Origin of the sequence: Neobacillus sp. DY30 (assembly GCF_030123065.1) — a bacterium.
Classification (GTDB): Bacteria; Bacillota; Bacilli; order Bacillales; family Cytobacillaceae; genus Neobacillus.
In genome coordinates this window covers 4,416,049-4,433,066 of record NZ_CP126093.1, presented here as the reverse complement: position 1 = coordinate 4,433,066, position 17,018 = coordinate 4,416,049, and the positions used below count along the sequence as shown (strand labels likewise).

Sequence of the window (17,018 nt, the reverse complement as noted above, 5' to 3'; positions counted from 1 at the left end):
GTCTATACGGATCATCTTTTTTTATTATTTTAAGGGAGATTTCTATGAAATTTCGAATTGGTTACAGAACATTGAAAACAGCTGCAGGCACGGCCATTTCCATTCTAATTGCTCAGCAGTTTGGTTTAGATAACTTTGCGTCTGCAGGTATATTAACGATTCTTTGTATACAAGTTACGAAAAGAAGATCATTACGAACAGCTTGGGACCGATTTCTAGCCTGTGTATTGGTTATGCCTTTTTCTGCCCTCTTTTTTGAAGGAATAGCCTATCATCCGATTGTTATTGGTGTCATGCTTTTATTCTTTATTCCGACAGTGGTTATGCTTAAAGCAACCGACGGAGTGGTTACGAGCAGTGTCATTATCTTACATATCTATTTGGCTAACAAGATTACAATGGATCTTATTATTAATGAGCTCGGTGTTATTGTCACTGGTATTGGTGTAGCGCTTTTGATAAATGTATATATGCCAAGCGTGGATCAAAAGTTAAGAGATTATCAAAGTAAAATTGAGGGCAATTTTAAAGTGATTTTTTGTGAAATGGTTAATTTTCTTAGAACTGGTGATAGTGATTGGTCTGGTAAAGAAATAACGGAAACAGCATTGGTGCTGGATGAGGCTAAATCAATTGCATTTCTAGATGTAGAAAATCATGTGTTAAGGGAAGAAAATGATTATTATTATTACTTCAGAATGAGAGAAAAGCAATTTGAAATACTAGAACGGGTTTTACCGATTGTAACTTCACTTACTGTGACGTTACCACAAGGAAAAAGGATTGCTGAATTTCTTCAAGAATTATCACAAAATATTCAACCGGGCAATACGGCGCATATTTATCTTGATAAATTAAAAGAGATGAAAAAGGAATTCGAAGAAATGGAGCTGCCTAAGACAAGAGAGGAATTTGAGGTGCGTGCTGCACTGCTTCAATTAGTAAAAGAGATGAATGAATATCTCATTATTAAAAGCACCTTTTATACAACAAGATGGAATAAATTAAGAAAAATAGAAGCAAACTAAGGTAAAAATGGCAGGTGGATTTTATGATAAAGATACTATCGCCAATCCTGTTTGCTTTTTTTATTTCCCCGCTTTGGCCGCTTGGGCCCAATCCTCTTCCCGGTGACCCTTTTGTTATAGTTAATAAAACAACAAATGAATTGGCATTGATTGATGAAAATAAAGTCCAAACCGTTGTAAGTGTAGGTACTGGTAAGACGAAGGAGTTAACACCAGAAGGGCTATTTACGATTACAGTAAAAGCGAAAGACCCATACTATCGCCGTAAGGATATTCCTGGAGGTGATCCAAATAACCCCCTTGGTTCTAGATGGATTGGCTTTAATGCTGAGGAAACAGATGGACGAATTTATGGAATTCATGGTACCAATCAGCCTGGCTCCATCGGAAGATATGTTTCACAGGGGTGCATTCGCACACAGAATGAAGTCATTTCTTCCTTGTACCCCTACATTCCTTTAGGTACAAAAATATTAGTCACTTCAACGACTAAATCGTTTGAACAGCTGGCGAAAGAACATGGAGCTATACAATAAATATCAAAAGGGACTGTCTCTAGGAACAGTCCCTTTGTCTATGTCTTATTTAAATAAATTGAGCAATCCCAATTAAGAGAGTGGAGGCTAACATAGCGAATAGCATTAAATATACGACTATTTTTCTTGTTCTTTTCTTATTCAAAGTGGGTTCCCCCTTTATATTAAATAGCTTTATTTATATTCTACAGGGAAAAGCCCAATTGAACAATGGAACAACATCTCATTTTGGGAAGGAATTATGAATTTTTTAGCGAATATGGTATTTGTCGAAACTATTTAAATTATGAAAAATAGAGGGGTAAAAATGATAAAAAAAGTGGACCATATTGGAATTGCTGTTCAATCGCTTGAGACCGCCCTGCCTTTTTATACGGAGGTCCTCAAGCTTCCTTTATTGGGAATTGAAGATGTCGAAAGTCAAAAAGTTAGAGTTGCGTTTCTGAATGCAGGGGAAACGAAACTGGAGCTCTTAGAACCAACAACAGAGGAAAGTACAATAGCCCAATTTATTAAGAAACGTGGTGAGGGGATACACCATATCGCCTTGGGTGTTAACTCTATTGAAGAAAGAATACTAGAAATGAAAGAAAATGGGATTCGGATGATTGATGAAGTGCCTAGGGCTGGTGCCGGAGGAGCACATATCGCCTTTATGCATCCCAAGTCAGCAGCGGGTGTATTGGTCGAGCTATGCGAAAAGAAGGGGTGAAGGTGAAATGATAGACATCTACGAGAAAATAAATGAATTATATGATAAACGCCGGGAGGTCGAGCTTGGCGGCGGTGACGAAAGAATCGAAAAACAACATGAGAAGGGGAAATTAACAGCAAGAGAACGAATTGAGCTGTTGGTAGATAAAGGGTCCTTCGTTGAATTAAGTCCATTTATTGAGCACAGGACGAACGATTTCGGTTTAGATGAACAAAAAGGTCCTGGTGATGGTGTTGTGACTGGTTACGGAAAAGTAAATGGCCGGCCAATCTACTTATTTTCACAAGATTTTACCGTATTCGGCGGTGCGCTTGGGGAAATGCATGCAAAAAAAATTGCTAATGTAATGGATTTAGCTGCTAAAAACGGTACACCGTTTGTCGGCCTGAATGATTCTGGAGGAGCGCGAATTCAAGAAGGCGTGGTTTCACTAGACGGTTATGGTCATATTTTTTATCGAAATGCGATTTATTCCGGGGTAATTCCACAAATATCGGTGATTATGGGACCTTGTGCTGGTGGAGCAGTCTATTCACCCGCAATTACTGATTTCGTGTTCATGGTTGAAAAAACAAGCCAAATGTTTATTACTGGTCCAAAAGTAATTGAAACCGTTACGGGTGAGAAGATATCTGCTGAAGACCTTGGTGGTGCTCATGTTCATAATAGTATTAGTGGAAATGCGCATTTCGAGGGTGCTAGTGAGGAGGAAGTTTTAGAGCAGGTTCGCAAGCTTCTCAGCTATCTGCCTCAAAACAACGAAGAAAAGCCTCCTAGACTTGAGGTAGTAGAGGAAAATGATTATCGTCCAGACTTAACGGATGTTATTCCCTTCGACGCTGTTCGTCCTTATGATGTTCGTAAAGTAATTGAACAAGTAGCCGATGCAGACACTTTTATGGAAATTCAAAAAAACTTTGCAAAAAACATCGTTGTTGGTTTTGCGCGGGTTAAGGGGGAAACCGTAGGTCTAGTTTGTAATCAGCCTAAAGTTATGGCAGGCGGGCTTGACATTGATTCTTCTGATAAAGCGGCAAGGTTTATTCGCACTTGTGATTCGTTTAATATCCCAATTATCACATTTGAAGATGTAACAGGCTTTTTTCCAGGTGTAAAACAGGAGCACGGAGGTATTATACGCCACGGTGCAAAGATTCTATATGCCTATTCAGAAGCGACCGTTCCGAAGTTGACTGTTATTTTAAGAAAGGCTTATGGAGGCGCTTACGTAGCACTTAATAGTAAATCTATTGGCGCGGATTTAGTTTTTGCATGGCCAAATGCGGAAATTGCCGTAATGGGGCCGCAGGGGGCTGCCAATATTATTTTTGCAAAGGAAATTCAAAATAGCGATAATCCAGAGCAGGTAAGACAGCAAAAAATCGAAGAATACCGTGAAAAGTTTGCCAATCCATATGTGGCGGCAAGCAGAGGAATGGTTGATGATGTTATTGACCCTCGTGAAACGAGAATAAAAATTGTCCAGGCATTAGAGATGCTTCGAAATAAAAAAGAATCAAGACCGTTTAAGAAACACGGGAATATCCCGCTTTAATACAATCATTTGAAGACAGGATTATGAAGGAGTATACTCGAGTAGTGAGTACATAAAACGGAGGGTAATTCAGATGATTAATCATGAGCGTCTTTTGAATGAATTTTTAGAACTTGTACAAATCGATTCGGAAACCAAATACGAAACTGAAATTGCAAAAGTCTTAAAACAAAAGTTTACAGATTTAGGTCTTGATGTGTTTGAAGATGATACAACTGCTGTAACAGGACATGGAGCAGGCAATTTAATATGTACACTTGCTGCGACTAAGGATGGTGTTGATCCTATCTACTTCACTTCCCATATGGATACAGTCGTTCCAGCTAGAGGTGTTAAACCCTCTATCAAAGACGGATATGTTGTAACCGATGGAACTACGATTTTAGGTGCTGATGATAAAACAGGATTAGCCGTCATGCTAGAAACGATCCGCGTCCTAAAAGAACAAAATATTCCACATGGTCAAATTCAATTTGTCATCACGGTCGGTGAAGAATCTGGCCTTGTAGGTGCTAAGGCACTTGATCCATCATTATTGAAAGCAAAGTATGGTTATGCATTAGACAGCGATGGATTAGTTGGAAATATCGTAGTTGCAGCCCCGACCCAAGCAAAAATTAAAGCCGTTATTTATGGTAAAACGGCACATGCTGGTGTCGCGCCTGAAAAAGGAGTTTCAGCTATCACCATTGCAGCAAAATCGATTGCGAGAATGCCATTAGGGAGAATTGACTCAGAAACAACTGCAAATATCGGCCGCTTTGAAGGAGGCACACAAACGAATATTGTTTGCGACCGTGTAGATATTCTTGCAGAAGCCCGTTCCCTTATTACTGAAAAAATGGAAGCACAAGCGGCCAAAATGAAAGAAGCTTTTGAAACCGTTGCAGCAGAAATGGGTGGCAGGGCAGAAGTTGATATTCAAATCATGTACCCTGGATTTAAATTTGGCGAAGGTGACCAAGTGGTTGAGATTGCACGTAAAGCGGCAGCAAAAATTGGCCGCAGTTGTGAATTGCAGCATAGCGGCGGCGGAAGTGATGCCAACGTTATTGCAGGCTTTAACATTCCAACCGTAAACCTGGCTGTTGGTTATGAAGATATTCATACTACAAATGAACGTATGCCAATAGAAGAACTAAATAAGCTGGCAGAAATGACTATTGCTATTATTGAAGAAGTTACAAACCAATAAGGATGTTCACTTACAAAATTCATTATCCTCTCCTTACTCGGGGGAGGATTTTTCAGTTGCTTTTATACATGATTCTATAATCTTTGACACAAAATCTATGTGGTAATACAAATTTAATAGATATATAATACAACGTTTAGTAGGGCTCTCCAGCTTCGGAATTAATATAGCTATATCTATGATGTTTTTCAATTATCATGTTACAAAATCTATTGTCACTCAAATTGTGAAAATACATTTTGAATTTTTATGAATCTTCCAAATTTATATTGTATTTTGGAAAAAATGCACATATAATCAAAAGTGAGCATAATCAATCAAATTCATTCAAAATAATCATCTGAAATAATCATTCATTCTAAAAAAATAGGAGGGAAATGATTTTGTGTACGGTATAGAAAGAAAATCTGCCATTTTAAATTTACTTAACAAAAATTCTAGAGTGGATGTGCAAGAATTAAGCCAATACTTTAATTTGTCTGAATCAACCATTCGCAGGGACTTAAAGGAACTAGAGGAAGCCCAATTGTTAAAAAGAACACATGGTGGTGCTGTCCTTTTCCATAGTGTGACGTTCGAACCGACTTACAACGAGAAAGAAGTGACTTTTCAGGAAGAGAAAAAGGCTATAGCAAAGGAAGCTGCTAAGTTTATTGAAAACGGAGAAAGCATTTTACTTGATTCGGGTACCACTACTTATTATCTTTCTCAAGAACTACGAAACTTTTCAAGCCTACGTGTTGTAACGAATTCAATCCTCTGTGCCAACGAATTAAAGGATGTACCAGGAATAGAAGTGGTTTTATGTGGAGGAAGTCTACGCTCTGAAACTCTAGCGTTAGTCGGTCCTTTAGCCGAGATTTGTTTTGACCAAATCCGTGTAGACAAAACCTTTATTGCTACGAATGGTGTTGATGTTGAAAATGGTTTAACCACCCCAAATTTAACTGAGGCAGCTACAAAAAAGAAGATGATCGCTTGCGGGAAAAAGGTAATTCTCATCACCGATCATACCAAAATAGGCCAGGTAAGTTTTGCGAAGTTTGCGGATATTCATGATATAAATTATTTAATAACCGATAGTGCAGCACCTAAGACGGAAGTTAATCACATTAATGAAGCCGGTATTACGGTTCATATTGTCTAATCATAGTGGCCTAAGATAAATGAAAGCGGTTTAAAGGGGTTTGATTGAAGTTTAGGAGGTGAGGCCAATAAAGATAAGGAAAGGAATAGTTTCATAATGTATGATAATGAGAAAAATTCACAAAAAAAGATGCGATTCAGGCTCCCACGACCAAATGGAATTTAGCCCTAAATCACACCTTTGCTTGAGTTTGGCTAAAATTAATAAAATTTTAGCACTCATTTTCATAGTAGAGCATAATTGATTTTTTTACAATGATTGACTTATTTAAAAATCTTTTACTAACTATTATTCGGGGGTTTGCACGCTATGAAAAATATGAAAATTTTTAGTATTGTACTAGTAATTGTCACTTTATTCTTATTAAGTGCATGTGGCAATAATGAAAACGTTTCTGGTTCTGATAATAAAGGTAAAAATAACGATACTGATAAAAAACTTAAAATTGGTTTAACTGTTCCAACATTAGGTAATCCGTTCTTCGTAGCGATGTCCAAAGGTGCTAAAGAAGTGGCTTCTAAGTATGATGCGGAAGTCATCACGGTAAGTGCGGATCATGACCTCGCAAAACAAACAGCACAAATCGAAGATTTCATTACAAAGAAAGTTGATTTAATCTTGTTGAGCCCATTTGATTCCGCTGGTATCGCAGGTGCGGTTGCTCAAGCAAAATCAGCAGGCATTCCGGTTGTGGCTCTTGATGGATTTGCAGAGGGTGGCATTGACACAGTCGTTATGTCTGATAACGTTCAAGCAGGCAGATTAGCGGCAGAGTACCTTGTGAAGCAACTTGATGGAAAGGGCAACATTGTAATTATTGATGGCCCTCCCGTTTCTGCAGTAACAGACCGAATAAAAGGTTTTAACGAAGTGATTAGCAAATATCCGGATATTAAGGTTGTTGCAAAACAAAACGGTGAAGGAAACCGTGAAAAGGCACTAACGGTAATGGAAAGTATCCTTACTGCAAATAAAGAAATCAATGCCGTTTTTACCATCAATGATGAAGAAGCTACCGGAGTACAAATTGCCCAAGATCAAGCAGACAGACAAGATGAATTCTTCGTGGTAAGTGTGGACGGCGCACCTGCAGCGGTGGATGCTTTGAAAAAAGGTGGAAGCTTTGCGGGTACTTCCGCACAATTCCCTAACCAGATGGTGATTGATGGTGTCGCTTTGGCATTAAAAATCATTGACGGGGAGAAGGTCGAGTCAGAGGTTCTTATTCCAACTGAATTTATCACTCAGGAAAATGTTGATTCCTATAAGGGATGGTAAATCCATACCCCTTAGTGGTGTATTAATATATAGTGCTCTTTCTAGAGCACTATATTTACATCCTAGAAAAACACATAAAAAGTGACCTAGGGAGTGGAATAAATGGCAGTATCTCAATTACAGGAACATACTAATCGTCAATCACAAACACGATCACCTATCATGAGTATGAAGGCAGTAAACAAACAATTTTCCGGTGTGAAGGTGTTACAAAACGTTAATATAGAACTTTATAAAGGGGAAGTTCATGCACTAATGGGAGAGAATGGTGCAGGGAAATCTACCTTAATGAAGATTATGGCAGGTGTGTATCAGCCTGATGCTGGAATGATTATATATAAAGGTCAAGAAGTGCATTGGAATAATCCAATGGAGGCTAGAAATAAGGGAATTAGTGTTATTCACCAAGAGATAAGCCTATCACCCAATTTGTCCATTGGCGAGAATATTATGATGGGTACAACCTTTAAGAAAAATAGGTTTGGCCTAATCAATTGGAATGAAATCTATGAAAAGGCGGGCCAGGTTTTAAAATCAATCGGATCAACTTTAGATCCTCGAGCGGATGTATCTACCCTAAGTGTAGCACAACAACAAATGGTTGAGATTGCCCGTGCCTTATCCCTTAACTCTGAGATTTTAATTATGGATGAACCTACAGCCTCCCTTACGGATAAAGAAATAGAAAAGCTATTTGGTATTATTGAAGAATTAAGGCGAAAAGGCGTAGCGATCGTATATATTTCACATCGAATGGATGAAATATTTAAAATTTCCAATCGCTTTACTGTCCTAAGAGACGGGCAGTGGGTTACTAGTGGTCCGATATCAGAAACAAATCCCAAGAACCTAGTAAGGCTTATGGTAGGAAGAGAGTTAAATGAGCTGTTTGTAAGAGAAAAAAACAATAGTATGGTTTGGCCAGAGGAACGGAAACCAGTGCTTGAGTTGAAAGGTGTCTCTGACAAAAAGTTTGTGAAAGATATATCGTTGAAACTATACCCTGGTGAAATTGTAGGTTTAGCAGGCCTTGTCGGTGCCGGAAGGACGGAGCTTATAAGAACCATCTTTGGCTTATCCGATTTGTCAAATGGTCAAATCATCATGAATGGCCAGCAGGTCCATATAAAAAGTCCCATTGAAGCAATGAAACTTGGCATTGCCCATGTTCCTGAGAGTAGGAAGGAGCAGGGGTTATTACCGAATTTATCTGTAAAAGAAAATATTCTGATGGCACAATTACCAACATATCGGAAATTTAAATTGTTGCAGTATAAGAAAATGAATCAGGATGCGGATCGATATATTGAAGAATTAGGTGTAAGAACCGCCTCAAAGGAACAAAACATAATGGGCCTTAGCGGTGGAAATCAACAAAAGGTTGTCATTGCTAAATGGCTATCTATCGGTCCTAGAGTGCTGCTCCTCGACGAACCGACACGTGGTGTAGACATAGGAGCGAAGACAGAAATTCATAAAATTATCAGTAAACTAGCCGATCAGGGGCTTGCGGTATTAATGATTTCGTCTGAATTACCCGAAGTTCTAGGAGTAAGTGATCGGATTTTAGTCATGCATGAGGGGAAACTTAGAGCTGAATTGTCTCGTGATGAAGCGACACAAGAAAAAATTATGTACTATGCTACTGGAGAGGTTAAATGATGAATACAAACATACAAACGTCTAGACCAATTGTAGTTTCGTTCAAGGATCGTTCAAAAAAGATTTTTAATCAGCTAGGCATGTTAATCATTCTTGCTTTATTGATACTCATTATGATGGTTTTTGCACCAAATTTTATGGATTCAAGTAATATCTTGAACGTTTTGAAGCAAAGCTCGATTACTGCCATTCTAGCAGCTGGGATGACCCTCGTTATATTAACAGGCGGCATTGATTTGTCGGTAGGCTCAACCTTAGCCTTGGCAGGTGTCATCTCTGTATTACTTTCAAACGCTGGAATTCCTTCAGTTGTGGCTATGTTAGCAGGTGCAGCAGTTGGATATGTGGCAGGGGCCATAAATGGTTTTTTAACAGCTGTCCCCAAACTGCCATCTTTTATTGTGACACTCGGTAGTATGACCTACCTGAGAGGTTTGGCCTATGTTATAACGGGGGGATATCCTGTCGTTTTGGCATCAGAGCAATTCAAGTTCATTGGAGCAGGTAAAATTCTTGGGATACCTACCCCTATTTATGTCATGTTAATTGTTTATATCATAATGTTTATTGTTTTGAAATACACAATGTTCGGACGACATGTTTATGCGATTGGTGGTAATGAGGAAGCAGCGCATCTAACAGGAATTAAGGTTAAGCGCACATTGATCCATGTCTATTCCATTAGTGGCTTACTTGCTGGTATAAGTGGTGTTGTTATGGCAGGACGATTGTTTTCAGGGCAGCCCATGGTAGGTATTGCATTTGAGCTGGACGCGATAGCGGCTGTTGTTCTAGGGGGCACTAGTTTTGTAGGTGGCCGTGGCCGTATACAAGGTACGATCATTGGGGTTTTAATTGTTGCCGTATTAACAAATGGAATGACTTTGCTTAACGTTGATTTTTACTGGCAACAAGTTGTAAAAGGCATAGTTATTGTTATTGCCGTATTACTTGATAGATTACGCAGCAGAACATAACTTAGATTAAATTCAAACACACATAGCCAGAAGACATCCTTCTGGCTTAAAACTTCTACTAAATGAGAGAGATTCACATGTAAGAGGCGTTTTTATGAGATGAGAAAAAGAGTTGAAGAATATTGATTAATGATAGAGTATTAGTAAACATGGGTATTAAATTCCGATTAAACATTTTCTGTTAGTATCAAGGAGGTTTCCTTTTGAAAACTTACAAAATGGTATGTTTAGATATTGATGGAACTTTATTGAGTTCGAGGCATGAGATTACGGAGCACACAAAACAAGTCATTCGTAAAGTCGTAAATGAAAAACAAATTCCGGTCATCTTAGTTTCGGCAAGAATGCCTAAAGGAATTCTGTTTTTGCAGAAAAAGCTAAATATTGTACAGCCGATTATTTGTTACAGTGGTGCTCTTATTTGGAATCATGGTGACCAGCGGTTGAGCATTACAATACCTGTTTCAAAGGTAAAGATGGTGTATACCATAGTTAAAAGATTGGGCATTCATATCAGTTTATATAAGGATGATGAGTGGTTTATAGAAGAATTGGATGAATGGGCCAAACAAGAGAGTGAAATAACAAAAATTACTCCGAGTATTGCTGATTTTAGTAATTTATTTTTAATCTGGGAGCAAAATAATACGGGAGCAAATAAAATTTTATGCATGGCTGATTTTGACAGAATACAAAAATTAGATGCAAAACTGAAACAACATCTTTCTACTCATTTAAATGTTTATCCCTCAAAGTCTACTTATTTGGAAATTATGTCCAAACACGCAACTAAGACTTCTGGCATTGAATTTTTGTGCAAAGAATTTGGTATCCAAAGAAGCGAGATTATTGCTATAGGCGACAACTTTAATGATACAAATATGATTGAATTCGCTGGACTTGGCATTGCTATGGGAAATGCACCAATACAAGTTAAAGAAATTGCGGATGATATCACACTTTCTAATGATCAGGACGGTGTTGCAGAGGCTTTAAAAAAATACCTACTATCCTAAAATGAATTTTATTTAACTTTTCTGAAAAAAACGTTGAAACGTTTCCAATGTGGTGATATTATAGGTTTAAGGAAATGGTGAAACGTTTCCAAAGTAAGAAAATAAAATTGTTTTATTAATGGAGGTATAGTAGTGCCAAGTATAAAAGATGTTGCGGAACTAGCAGGTGTGGGTGTTGGCACTGTTTCACGAGTCATTAACAACCATCCAGCCGTAAAGTCCGTAACACGTGAGAAAGTAAATGCAGCAATAAAAGAATTAAATTATATTCCAAACGAAGTAGCAAGAAACTTTAAAATGCAAAAATCAACAATGGTTGCATTATTGCTTCCGAGTATATGGCATCCATTTTTCTCGGAACTTGCCTTTTATATTGAAGATGAGCTGGATCGGGAAGGCTATAAATTGATGCTTTGCAATAGTGGCGGCAGGCCTGACAAGGAGCTTTATTATTTAGATATGCTCAATCAGAATAAAGTAGCCGGTATTATAGGGATTACCTATAATGATATAGAAGATAGTGTCCGTACTGATATTCCCATTATTAGCTTGGACCGGCATTTTGGAAAAAAAATCACTTGCGTAACTTCTGATAACTATACAGGCGGTCGAATTGCTTTACAGGAGCTGGTGAAGGCAGGAGCTACAAAAGTGGCTTACTTAGGAGTAACCAGTTCAGCTTATAGTGAAGTTGTACTAAGGAAGTCAGGTTTTATTGATGAGGCAAAGATACAAGGGATCGAATTTAGTACCTATGAGGAACATGATGAAGTATATGAAGACGATTCATTCTTTGAAAATTTCTTTAATCTGCCTCACCACCAGAACGTAAATGGAATATTTGCTAATACTGATATACTTGCTGCTAAATATATTGATAAAGCTAAGCTATATGGATTACGAACTCCAGAGGATGTTAAGGTAATCGGATATGATGGTATTCAAGATAATAAGCTGTTTCGTCCTATTTTATCTACGATTCGACAGCCAGTCGAAGAAATGGCAAGGATGTCTGTAAAACTACTCTTAAGAAAGATTGAGGGTGAATTGTTAGAGCAAGAGATTTATCGAATACCTGTCATGTATAGAAGAGGAGAAACGACGTAGGTTTTTATTTTTTGGTCTTTAATGGAAACGTTTCAATTTGCCAGGATTGTAGATTGAGCGAGTACTTTTTATAAAATGTGAGAATAACATTACAGACCAAATTTTTTTATATCAATTTGGAAACGTTTCAAAAATGATAAGAGGCGCAGAAACAACAAAATAAACGTGAAAGTGAGGCAAGGATATGGAAATGGCAAGGAAGGCAAATTCTGTTATCGATTCACCTGCCAAAGTAAAAAGAGGATTAAAGTTTAAAAAGATCTTTAGTAATTACCAGCTTTACTTATTTCTATTACCCGCATTAATTTATTTTATTGTTTTTCATTACCTCCCAATGTATGGCATTCTAATTGCATTTAAAGATTTTGTAGCCACAAAAGGGATTATGGGAAGTCCGTGGGTAGGATTTAAACATTTTGAAAGGTTTTTTGAATCCTTTCAATTTTGGACACTGATTAAAAATACACTCGGACTTAGTGTGGTCCAATTAATCGTTGGTTTTCCGCTACCGATATTCCTTGCGCTTATGTTAAATCAAATTAGAAGCGAGAAATACAAACGTTTTGTTCAAACGGTAGTATATGCGCCGCATTTTATCTCGGTAGTAGTGTTAGCAGGAATGATCTTTGTTTTCTTTTCGAATAACGGTTTGATTAATAATATTATTCTGTTATTTGGCGGAGATCCGATATCGTTTATGGCAAAACCAGAATGGTTTAAACCATTATACATAGCATCCGGAGTCTGGCAGGAAACAGGATGGGCCGCGATTATTTACCTGGCTGCACTTGCAGGGGTCAGCCCCGAACTACATGAAGCAGCAGTAATGGATGGAGCAAATAAATGGCAGCGTATCTTTCATGTTGATATACCAGCCATTATGCCAACTGCCGTTATTTTATTAATCCTGTCCGTTGGCGGCATTATGAATATCGGCTTTGAGAAGGCCTACCTTTTACAAACACCTATGAACCAGCCATCTGCAGAAATCATTCCAACGTATGTATACAAAATGGGGTTACAACAAGCACAATATAGCTTCGCTGCTGCAGTAGGATTATTTAATGCAGTGATAAACTTAATTTTATTAATAGCGGTAAATAAGTTCGCGAAAAAATTATCAGGGACAGGATTATGGTAAGGGGGTGCAACGATTATGAGTTTACTAGCTTTGAAGAATAAGAAGATTACCAGAAGATCGAAGGAAGACAGGGTCTTTGATATCATCAATGTTTTCTTAACAGCGATGATCTTGATATTGGTAGTGTATCCTTTGTATTTTATCGTCATTGCCTCATTTAGTGATCCTAATATGATTTATGAAGGGAAGGTATGGTTGCTGCCGAAGGAAATCACTTTCGAAGGATACGAACGGATATTCAGAGACAGTAAGATTTGGCTCGGTTATAAGAACTCAATTATCTATACGGTTGTTGGTACATTCGTAAATGTAGCATTCACTTTAATGGCTGCTTACGCCTTATCTCGAAAAGATTTATATGGAAGAAACGTGTTCATGTTCTTATTTCTGATGACGATGTTTTTCTCAGGAGGATTAATTCCTACTTATTTAGTAGTAAAAAATTTAGGCTTGCTGAATACCATGTGGGCGTTGATCTTACCAAAGGCAGTAGCCGTTTGGAATGTGATTGTAGCCAAAACCTATTTTGAGACAAGCATTCCAAATGAACTATTAGAAGCGGCAAAAATGGACGGATGCTCCGATGCGAAATTTTTCGCAAAGATTGTCCTGCCACTATCCAAACCGATTGTTGCCGTAATGGTGTTATTCTATGCTGTTGGCCACTGGAATTCCTATTTTGATGCACTAATCTACTTGAATAATGAAAACTTATATCCGCTGCAGTTAATATTACGAAATATCTTAATTCAAAATCAGGCATCAACCATGATGATTAGTGATCTAGATTCGTTAGCAGCGAAACAAAGAGTTTCTGAATTGATTAAATATGGTGTAATTATTGTTGCTTCTGTTCCGCTCTTAATCGTATATCCTTTTGTCCAAAAGTATTTTGTTAAAGGTGTTATGATTGGCGGAATTAAAGGTTAATAAAAAAACTTATAAAATTGAGGGGGAAACAAAATGCTTAAATCGATGAAAAAAAGAATGGTGAAGAACAAGAAGAAAGTATCAATGGCTTTGGTTTTAGGATTAACGGCATCGCTCGCTTTGACTGGATGTACGAACAATGAGTCCGCAGGATCAGATAAAGCAGAAAAGGTAGCCTTTAATAAAACAGGTTTACCGATTGTTGATAAACAAGTTACGTTAAACATTGTTTCACCAAAGGCAGCCTTAGCACCTGATTATTCAGAAATGGTCATATTTGACCGACTTCAAAAAGCAACGAACGTTAAGATTAAATGGAATAATATCCCTGGCGATGGATATCAAGAAAAGAAAAATTTAATGCTGGCAAGTGGCGACCTGCCAGATGCGTTCTATGCGTCAGGATTTAGTGATCATGACCTCATACAGTATGGTCAGAATGGTACTATTATACCGCTAGAAGATTTAATCGACAAATATGCACCTAATTTAAAGAAACTATTTGAGCAAAGACCGGATTTGAAAAAAGTTGTAACCGCACCAGATGGACATATTTATTCCTTACCACGTGCGGAAGAAATGGATTTAGTTGGAATGCCTAACATTATGTTTATTAATAAAGTTTGGTTAGATAAACTTGGTCTTGCCATGCCAACAACATTGGAAGAATACCATGATGTGTTAAAAGCATTTAAAGAAAAGGATCCGAACGGTAACGGAAAGCAAGACGAAATTGGTTTAACTTTCTGGTATAACGGCTGGTGCGGTAACGAGGGGGACCTACTTGGATTATTTGGCTTGCCAGATTCATCTTTTGAAGCAGATCATCGTGTCGTGAGAGATGGAAAAGTAATCTATGCAGCAGTACAGCCAGAATTTAAAGAAGCGATCAATTATTATAATGGCTGGGTGAAAGAAGGTTTAATTGACCCTGAAGTAGCAACGCAAAAAACGGAACAAATTTTTGCAAAAGGAAAGACAGAAGATCCAACGTTAGGCTCTTTCATCTGGTGGGAAAATACTGAAGTAGTGGGAACAGATCGAGTGAAAGATTACGTTGTTTTACCACCTTTAAAGGGTAAAGATGGCAAGATTGTCATTGGCCGTTCCAATTATTCTGAGTATGGCAGAGATGCATTTGTTGTTACGTCAGCGAACAAAAACCCTGAGTTAACAATGCGTTGGGTGGATGAATTGTATGAACCAAAAATGTCTGCCCAAGTTAACTGGGGTCCAATCGGTGAAATATATGAGGAAGATGCAAATGGTATGTTAGTAAATAAAGAGCTTCCTGCCGGTGTTGCAATGGGTGAATTACGTCAAAAGGTTGCCCCAGGCGGTCCGTTTGTAGTCTTGAAAGAGCATTTTGGCAGTGTGGTAGACATGGAGCCAAGAGCAAAAGAGAGGTTAGCCATTCTTGATGAGTATTACAAGCCACATATGGTCCAAGAAAACTATCCATCTATCTTCTTTAGCCCAGAAGAACTTGAAATTATTAATACGATTGAGCCAGAAATCAAAACTTTTGTGAAGCAAAAAGAAGCTCAATGGTTGATAGAGGGTGGAATTGAGAAAGAATGGGATGCGTATGTTAAGCAATTAAACGATATGGGACTTGAAAAATTAATGGATGTTTACCAAAAAGGCTTGGATCGTTATAACAAACAATAAATCTTATAAAGCCAGACTTCCTACCCGTCTGGCTTTTCTTTTCAATAAGCAGAAAAAGGATGATTGATATGTATGATGTTACGGCTTTAGGAGAATTATTAATTGATTTCACACCTACAGGCCATTCTAATCAGGGAAATATCTTATTTGAAACAAATCCTGGAGGAGCACCAGCCAATGTATTGGTTGCACTATCCCGATTAAATATGAAAACGGCGTTTATTGGGAAAGTGGGCAATGACCAATTTGGTCACATTTTGAAGGCTGTTCTGCGAGACCAAAACATTGATACTAGTAATCTCTTATTCTCTGAAACGGTAAATACAACCTTAGCCTTTGTTCATTTAGACGAGAAAGGTGACCGATCTTTTAGTTTTTACCGAAATCCTGGAGCGGATATTTTGCTGGATAAAAATGAAATCAATGAGGAGACGATAAAACAATCTCGGATTTTTCATTTTGGATCATTATCATTAACAAATGAGCCCTCAGCGACAGCAACTATTACGGCATTAGAATTTGCAAAAAAACATAAAGTATTGATTTCGTATGACCCTAATTTGCGTATACCGTTATGGAGATCTCTTGAAGAGGCTAAGCAGCAAATAAAAAAAGGATTTGAGTATGCAGACATCGTGAAACTGTCTGAGGAAGAGCTCGAATTTTTGACTGGTTGTCGTGATGTGATAAAAGGGACAGAAATTTTACAGGAACAGTATGGTACATCCGTTATCTTTGTTACCTTAGGACAGAATGGCTGCTTTTATAGAAACAAGCCTGTTTTTGGCAACAAAGAGGGATTTAAAGCAAATGTAGTGGATACAACGGGAGCAGGAGATGCCTTCGTTGGAGGTGCATTATATAAACTACTTAAAATGAATAAAACGTTAGATTTATTAAATCATGCAGACTTCGAAGAAATAATTACGTTTGCAAATGCAATGGGAGCACTTACAACAGAAGGGAAAGGTGGAATCCCGAGTATCCCATCAAGGGTACAACTGGCTGATTTTTTGAAAGAGAATAATAGTTATTCCTTTTGGAAGAACTATTAATGAAA

16 protein-coding genes are annotated in these 17,018 nt (G+C 37.8%); 15 read left to right on the top strand and 1 reads right to left on the bottom strand.

Translation table 11 applies throughout. The features are described 5' to 3' along the window. The first annotated feature begins 44 nt into the window (after positions 1-44). On the top strand, positions 45-1,028 hold the full coding sequence (locus QNH29_RS21865) for an aromatic acid exporter family protein (RefSeq protein WP_283861414.1): 984 nt from the start codon (positions 45-47) through the stop codon (positions 1,026-1,028). 23 nt (positions 1,029-1,051) lie between these two features. Beyond that, positions 1,052-1,564, top strand: a complete 513-nt coding sequence (locus QNH29_RS21860; protein ID WP_283861413.1) for a L,D-transpeptidase — start codon at positions 1,052-1,054, stop codon at positions 1,562-1,564. Between the two features lie 49 nt (positions 1,565-1,613). Here the strand turns inward: QNH29_RS21860 and prli42 are convergent, their stop codons facing one another. Then, positions 1,614-1,709 (bottom strand): stressosome-associated protein Prli42, encoded by a 96-nt coding sequence (gene prli42 / locus QNH29_RS21855; protein WP_283861412.1) that lies wholly within the window; start codon positions 1,707-1,709, stop codon positions 1,614-1,616. A gap of 162 nt (positions 1,710-1,871) precedes the next feature. On the opposite strand from prli42, the gene mce reads away from it, so the two are divergent. From mce to QNH29_RS21790, 13 genes are all read left to right on the top strand, one after another. Then, the gene (gene mce / locus QNH29_RS21850) at positions 1,872-2,276 is read left to right on the top strand and encodes a methylmalonyl-CoA epimerase (protein ID WP_283861411.1); all 405 of its coding nucleotides are present in this window, start codon (positions 1,872-1,874) and stop codon (positions 2,274-2,276) included. A gap of 7 nt (positions 2,277-2,283) precedes the next feature. Next, positions 2,284-3,834 carry an acyl-CoA carboxylase subunit beta gene (locus QNH29_RS21845; RefSeq protein WP_283861410.1) on the top strand — a complete coding sequence of 517 codons (1,551 nt, stop codon included), beginning with the start codon at positions 2,284-2,286 and terminating at the stop codon, positions 3,832-3,834. 73 nt (positions 3,835-3,907) lie between these two features. Continuing rightward, positions 3,908-5,029 carry a tripeptidase T gene (locus QNH29_RS21840; RefSeq protein WP_283861409.1) on the top strand — a complete coding sequence of 374 codons (1,122 nt, stop codon included), beginning with the start codon at positions 3,908-3,910 and terminating at the stop codon, positions 5,027-5,029. Between the two features lie 385 nt (positions 5,030-5,414). Further along, on the top strand, positions 5,415-6,176 hold the full coding sequence (locus tag QNH29_RS21835; RefSeq protein WP_283861408.1) for a DeoR/GlpR family DNA-binding transcription regulator: 762 nt from the start codon (positions 5,415-5,417) through the stop codon (positions 6,174-6,176). A 309-nt stretch (positions 6,177-6,485) separates the two neighbouring features. Then, positions 6,486-7,454: an ABC transporter substrate-binding protein gene (locus QNH29_RS21830; protein WP_283861407.1), complete on the top strand. Its 969-nt coding sequence runs from the start codon at positions 6,486-6,488 to the stop codon at positions 7,452-7,454. Positions 7,455-7,556: 102 nt separating this feature from the next. Then, entirely contained in the window at positions 7,557-9,116 is a 1,560-nt protein-coding gene (locus tag QNH29_RS21825) for a sugar ABC transporter ATP-binding protein (protein ID WP_283861406.1), read from the top strand. Then, positions 9,116-10,093 carry an ABC transporter permease gene (locus QNH29_RS21820; RefSeq protein WP_283865712.1) on the top strand — a complete coding sequence of 326 codons (978 nt, stop codon included), beginning with the start codon at positions 9,116-9,118 and terminating at the stop codon, positions 10,091-10,093. Before QNH29_RS21825 ends, QNH29_RS21820 begins: the two co-directional genes overlap by 1 nt. Positions 10,094-10,296: 203 nt before the next feature. Then, positions 10,297-11,109 (top strand): Cof-type HAD-IIB family hydrolase, encoded by an 813-nt coding sequence (locus QNH29_RS21815; protein WP_283861405.1) that lies wholly within the window; start codon positions 10,297-10,299, stop codon positions 11,107-11,109. Between the two features lie 132 nt (positions 11,110-11,241). Then, entirely contained in the window at positions 11,242-12,216 is a 975-nt protein-coding gene (locus QNH29_RS21810; protein ID WP_283861404.1) for a LacI family DNA-binding transcriptional regulator, read from the top strand. A 190-nt stretch (positions 12,217-12,406) separates the two neighbouring features. Beyond that, the gene (locus QNH29_RS21805) at positions 12,407-13,357 is read left to right on the top strand and encodes an ABC transporter permease (RefSeq protein WP_283865711.1); all 951 of its coding nucleotides are present in this window, start codon (positions 12,407-12,409) and stop codon (positions 13,355-13,357) included. A 15-nt stretch (positions 13,358-13,372) separates the two neighbouring features. Further along, entirely contained in the window at positions 13,373-14,287 is a 915-nt protein-coding gene (locus QNH29_RS21800) for a carbohydrate ABC transporter permease (RefSeq protein ID WP_179596606.1), read from the top strand. A gap of 33 nt (positions 14,288-14,320) precedes the next feature. Next, complete coding sequence (locus tag QNH29_RS21795; RefSeq protein ID WP_283861403.1) at positions 14,321-15,958, top strand: ABC transporter substrate-binding protein; 1,638 nt, start codon at positions 14,321-14,323, stop codon at positions 15,956-15,958. Positions 15,959-16,026: 68 nt separating this feature from the next. Then, a complete protein-coding gene (locus QNH29_RS21790) occupies positions 16,027-17,013 on the top strand; it encodes a PfkB family carbohydrate kinase (RefSeq protein WP_283861402.1) in 987 nt (328 codons plus the stop codon). The last annotated feature ends 5 nt before the right edge of the window (positions 17,014-17,018 follow it).

Excerpts from the sequence above, each read along its gene's own strand:
- QNH29_RS21865 (WP_283861414.1), top strand. The coding sequence starts at position 45 with ATGAAATTTCGAATTGGTTACAGAACATTGAAAACAGCTGCAGGCACG.
- QNH29_RS21860 (WP_283861413.1), top strand. The coding sequence starts at position 1,052 with ATGATAAAGATACTATCGCCAATCCTGTTTGCTTTTTTTATTTCCCCG.
- mce (WP_283861411.1), top strand. The coding sequence starts at position 1,872 with ATGATAAAAAAAGTGGACCATATTGGAATTGCTGTTCAATCGCTTGAG.
- QNH29_RS21845 (WP_283861410.1), top strand. The coding sequence starts at position 2,284 with ATGATAGACATCTACGAGAAAATAAATGAATTATATGATAAACGCCGG.
- QNH29_RS21840 (WP_283861409.1), top strand. The coding sequence starts at position 3,908 with ATGATTAATCATGAGCGTCTTTTGAATGAATTTTTAGAACTTGTACAA.
- QNH29_RS21830 (WP_283861407.1), top strand. The coding sequence starts at position 6,486 with ATGAAAAATATGAAAATTTTTAGTATTGTACTAGTAATTGTCACTTTA.
- QNH29_RS21825 (WP_283861406.1), top strand. The coding sequence starts at position 7,557 with ATGGCAGTATCTCAATTACAGGAACATACTAATCGTCAATCACAAACA.
- QNH29_RS21820 (WP_283865712.1), top strand. The coding sequence starts at position 9,116 with ATGAATACAAACATACAAACGTCTAGACCAATTGTAGTTTCGTTCAAG.
- QNH29_RS21805 (WP_283865711.1), top strand. The coding sequence starts at position 12,407 with ATGGCAAGGAAGGCAAATTCTGTTATCGATTCACCTGCCAAAGTAAAA.
- QNH29_RS21800 (WP_179596606.1), top strand. The coding sequence starts at position 13,373 with ATGAGTTTACTAGCTTTGAAGAATAAGAAGATTACCAGAAGATCGAAG.
- QNH29_RS21795 (WP_283861403.1), top strand. The coding sequence starts at position 14,321 with ATGCTTAAATCGATGAAAAAAAGAATGGTGAAGAACAAGAAGAAAGTA.
- QNH29_RS21790 (WP_283861402.1), top strand. The coding sequence starts at position 16,027 with ATGTATGATGTTACGGCTTTAGGAGAATTATTAATTGATTTCACACCT.